The sequence below is a fragment of the Salifodinibacter halophilus genome, from assembly GCA_012999515.1.
GTDB lineage: Bacteria > Pseudomonadota > Gammaproteobacteria > Nevskiales > Salinisphaeraceae > Salifodinibacter > Salifodinibacter halophilus.
Genome location: JABEEB010000561.1, coordinates 1 through 246, shown reverse-complemented (window position 1 = coordinate 246; position 246 = coordinate 1). Strand labels below are relative to the sequence as shown.

The window sequence follows — 246 nt, the reverse complement described above, 5'->3', positions numbered from 1 at the left end:
CAGCACCGGCGCGCTGGCGTGGGTCATGGTCAGCGGGCAGCTGGTGCCCGGCTCGGATTGATGGTGCAGATAGCTCAGCGCCGCGCGCGCCACATGCGCGCCGGGCACCGGCTCGTGCCAGGACAGGCCGGCGACGCCGTGCTCGATCGCCGCGCCCATGATCGCGTGGTAATGCGGATGGAACTCGACCTTGTCGATGCGGTGGCCGAACGCGTCGTGGCTGCGCAGGCGCGGCTTGTCGCGGTG

Annotated in this window: 1 protein-coding gene; it reads right to left on the bottom strand. The window is 71.5% G+C overall.

Features of this window, described 5'->3' with window-relative positions:
- Positions 1-246, bottom strand: a 246-nt coding sequence (locus tag HKX41_12850) for a DNA alkylation response protein (protein ID NNC25024.1), incomplete at both ends; no start/stop codon positions are given.